Origin of the sequence: Herbaspirillum lusitanum P6-12 (assembly GCF_000256565.1) — a bacterium.
In the GTDB taxonomy this organism is placed as follows: domain Bacteria; phylum Pseudomonadota; class Gammaproteobacteria; order Burkholderiales; family Burkholderiaceae_D; genus Herbaspirillum; species Herbaspirillum lusitanum.
In genome coordinates this window covers 1-3,977 of the sequence record NZ_AJHH01000567.1, presented here as the reverse complement: position 1 = coordinate 3,977, position 3,977 = coordinate 1, and the positions used below count along the sequence as shown (strand labels likewise).

4 protein-coding genes and 2 pseudogenes are annotated in these 3,977 nt (G+C 60.8%); all 6 read right to left on the bottom strand.

Going from position 1 to position 3,977, the window contains the following annotated elements:
- Nucleotides 1-116 precede the first annotated feature (116 nt).
- The gene (locus HLUSI_RS0118775) at nt 117-653 is read right to left on the bottom strand and encodes a response regulator transcription factor (RefSeq protein WP_016835416.1); all 537 of its coding nucleotides are present in this window, start codon (nt 651-653) and stop codon (nt 117-119) included.
- A pseudogene (locus HLUSI_RS0118770) lies at nt 643-1,212 on the bottom strand (ATP-binding protein); the annotation flags it as partial. The pseudogene HLUSI_RS0118770 and the gene HLUSI_RS0118775, both read right to left, overlap by 11 nt.
- Nucleotides 1,203-1,349, bottom strand: a pseudogene (locus HLUSI_RS31870) (site-2 protease family protein); the annotation flags it as partial. The pseudogenes HLUSI_RS0118770 and HLUSI_RS31870, both read right to left, overlap by 10 nt.
- A gap of 10 nt (nt 1,350-1,359) precedes the next feature.
- Entirely contained in the window at nt 1,360-2,532 is a 1,173-nt protein-coding gene (gene ispC, locus HLUSI_RS0118765) for a 1-deoxy-D-xylulose-5-phosphate reductoisomerase (protein WP_016835414.1), read from the bottom strand.
- Between the two features lie 7 nt (nt 2,533-2,539).
- Nucleotides 2,540-3,355, bottom strand: a complete 816-nt coding sequence (locus HLUSI_RS0118760; RefSeq protein WP_016835413.1) for a phosphatidate cytidylyltransferase — start codon at nt 3,353-3,355, stop codon at nt 2,540-2,542.
- A partial coding sequence (gene uppS / locus HLUSI_RS0118755; protein WP_016835412.1) for a polyprenyl diphosphate synthase occupies nt 3,355-3,977 on the bottom strand: 623 nt, incomplete at its 5' end. The genes HLUSI_RS0118760 and uppS, both read right to left, overlap by 1 nt.

Below are 3,977 nucleotides of genomic sequence, written 5' to 3'. Positions count from 1 at the left end.
GCCAGCGCACCTCCGTCCACGCATGCACCGGTTCATCACGCCGCCCCGCCCTCCGCTTCCCGCTCCTGAGTCGCCCTGCCGGGACGGATTATCCGATTGGACTCACTTGATCGGATTTACTTGACGCGCTGCTTTTCCAGCTTGCGCGCGAGCGTGCGCCGGTGCATGCCGAGACGGCGTGCGGTTTCGGAGATGTTGAAATCGGTTTCCACCAGCACTTCGTGGATGCGCTCCCATTCGAGGTTCTTGATGGAGGTCGAGCGTGCCGTGAGCTCCACTTCCGTATTGCCGGCGACCTGGCCGAAGGCGGCCTCGATGTCGTCAGTATTGGATGGTTTGGCGAGATATTGGATGGCGCCCAGCTTGATCGCCTCGACTGCAGTACCGATGCTGGCAAATCCGGTCAGCACCACGATCAGCATGGCTTCGTCGTGCTGGTGCAGCATCTGCACGCAAGACAGGCCGGAGGTATTGCCGTTGAGTTTGAGATCGACCACCGCGTAGCCGGGATTGTGCTGCGTCAGCAAGGCTGCTGCTTCATCCTGGCTGGCGGCGTGCAGGACGACATAGCCGCGCCGTTCGAACGAGCGACTGAGCGTGCGCGCAAAGGCGGCGTCGTCTTCGATGATGAGCAGCAGGCGTTCAGTCGACATGGTTCCTTTCCTCGGCAGTTGCCGCACTTTCCGCTTCCAGGCTGATGGCCGACAGCGGCAGCGTCAGGCACACCGTGGCGCCGGCGACGTGACCGTTTTCGCTGCGATTGTGCGCGGTGACGGCGCCGCCGAGTTTGCGCGCGACATTGACCACGAAGAACAATCCCAGTCCGCCGCCGGTCTTGGCCTTGGTCGACTGGTAAGGCTTGCCGATCTGGTCCAGCATGGACGGCACGAAGCCGGGACCGGTGTCGTCAACGGTCAACTTGAGTTGGTTTTCTTCACGCGCGGCGGTGAAACTGAGCCAGCGTGGAGAGGCTTCCAGCGCATTGTCGAGGACATTGCAGATCATCTGCTTGAGCGCTGAATCGAAGGCGACCGGCATGTCGTGTTCGATGAGGTTCCGATAGTCGAAGGCGACGATGGGACGCGTGGTGCGGAATTCCTCGGCGATGTCGCCCAGGAAGGTATTGAGCGTGGTCTTGACCGAGGACTCGCCACGCGCTTCGCCGGCCGACAGCAAGATGCCGCTGACGATGGTTTTGCAGGCGACCAGACGATACGTCCCATGCCGACCGAAAAACGCAGGACCTTGACGCCGCACAGGCGCGCCACCCAGTAGTGTCCGAGCTCATGGACGACCACCAATGTGCCGAGTGCAACGGCGAAAGCCAGCAATGTGTGCAACAGGTTCATGACGGAGAAATCATAAGGTCAGGCAGGATTGCGCAACGGAACGCGCGATCTTGTCCTGCTCGATCAACGCATCGATATCGGTGACCGTACCGTGGGGCAGCTTGTCCATGACGCGGGCGATCACTTGGTCGATCATGCGGAATCCGATTTCTTGATTCAGGAATGCCTCCACGGCAACTTCGTTGGCGGCGTTGAGGATTGCCGCCGAGCTGCCCCCGGCGTGCAGTGCATCATACGCCAGTTTGAGACACGGAAAACGCGCCAGGTCGGGACGCTCGAAAAATAGTTGACCGATCTGCGTCAGATCCAGCTGGGCCACGCCGGAAGCGATCCGTTCGGGGTAAGCCATGGCGTTGGCGATGGGCGTGCGCATATCGGGATTGCCCAGTTGCGCCAGCACCGAACCGTCGATGTAGGACACCATCGAATGGATCACGCTTTGCGGATGGATCATGACTTCGATCCGATCGGCCGGCGCACCGAACAGCCAGTGCGCTTCGATGACTTCCAGGCCCTTGTTCATCATGGTCGCGGAGTCGACCGAAATCTTGCGCCCCATGACCCACTTCGGATGCGCCACCGCCTCGTCCGGCGTCACGCTGTCGAGCGTGTCGACGGCGCGCTTGAGAAAAGGTCCGCCGGAGGCCGTCAACAGTATTTTGGCGATGCCGCCATCGTCCAGCGAACGTCGAAAATCGTGCGGCAAGCATTGGAAAATCGCGTTGTGTTCGCTGTCGATCGGCAGCAATGTCGCCTTGTGTTCGGCCACGGCGTCGATCAGTAACTGGCCGGACATCACCAGCGCTTCCTTGTTGGCGAGAAGAATTTTCTTGCCGGCGCGGGCCGCCGCCAGCGTCGAGGCCAGGCCGGCAGCGCCGACGATGGCGGCCATGACCATGTCGCATGCCGCCGCACTGGCAACGTCGCAGAGCGCCTGCGGGCCGTAAGCAACTTCGGTCCGCAATCCCTGCGCGCGCAGTTTTTGCTGCAGCACGCCCGCAGCTTCCGCGGTGCCAACCACGGCGACCTGAGGATGGAAACGCACGCATTGCGCCGCGAGTTCGTCAACGCGCGAATGCGCGGTCAATGCATACACCCGGTAACGCTCCGGATGACGCCCCACCACGTCCAGTGTCGAAACGCCGATGGAGCCGGTGGAACCGAGAACAGAAATTGCCTGCATGAAACTCCTACAACCAGAGATCGATCAACGCCGCCAGCGGCAGCACCGGAATCAGTGCATCAATCCGGTCCAGCACGCCGCCGTGTCCAGGCAGCAGATTGCTGCTGTCCTTGAAGCCGGCACGACGCTTGAGCTGTGACTCGAACAGGTCGCCGACGACGCTGGCAGCCACCAGCAAACTCATGACGACGAGGAAACCGACCCAGCCGAAGCGTTCGTACAGACGCCCAGAGAAGGTATCGCCATCCAGGTACATGACCGTCGCAGCAGCAGCGACCAGGACAGCCAGCCAGCCTCCAATGGCGCCTTCCCAGGATTTGCCCGGCGAAATTGAAGGCGCCAGCTTGTGACGGCCGAAACCTTTGCCGGCGAAGTACGCACCGATGTCGGCAACCCAGACGATCGCCATGACCGACAGCAAATACAGCGGAGAATGTTGAAACAGGGAAACAATCGCAATGAAGCAACCCAGCAGCGCCAGCGTGTAGGTAATGCTGAGCAGGCGATTGGCAGGTGTTTTCAGTTGGGGCAAGCCCAGCTTGAGCGCAGGAACGAAGCGGATTACCCATAGCAGCACGCATACGGCGAACAGGCTGCGCACGCTCGGCAGTCCGCTGACGAAGACAACGACGGCGTAACCGACCGTCCAGAAACCGGCCCACAGCTCGGCGCGCGAATAGCGGAACAGTCGCAAGCTTTCCCAGACGCCGGCAGCGAAGAACGCCACCGTGACCGTAGCAAAAGCAAAAAAGTTATTCAGGAAAAGTACGGGCAATAAGATTGCCAGGAGAACCAACGCCGTGATGACACGCGTTTTCAGCATCAGGAAGCCTTTTTCTGCTCGACCAATTGCTCGCTGGTCCGACCGAAGCGCCGCTCGCGCTGGCGATACGAATCAATCGCCTTGTCCAGCTCGGCCCCGTCGAAATCGGGCCAATAGGTTTCGGTGAAATACAGTTCGCTATAGGCCAGTTGCCAAAGTAGGAAATTGGAAATGCGCTCTTCGCCGCCGGTACGGACAAACAGGTCCGGTTCGGGGGCGTAAGCCATCGCCAGATGGGGTGTCAACTGCTCTTCGGAAAAATCGGTCGCACCGGGTTGCTCGCGGAGCATCTTGCCGATCGCCTGCATGATGTCCCAGCGGCCGCCATAGTTGGCGCAAATGGTCAGCGTCAGGCCCTTGTTGCCGGCGGTCTGCGCCTCGGCCTTGGTCACCATGTCCTGCAGCTTGGCGTCGAAACGACTGAGGTCGCCGACCACGCGCAGGCGGATGTCATTGGCGTGCATTTTGCTGACTTCACGCTCCAGCGCCGTCATGAACAGGCGCATCAGCAGGGACACTTCATCGGCCGGACGGCGCCAGTTCTCGGAACTGAAGGCGAACAGCGTCAGGTATTCGATGCCGCGCTGGGAACATGCCTCGACGATGTCGCGCACGGCGTATA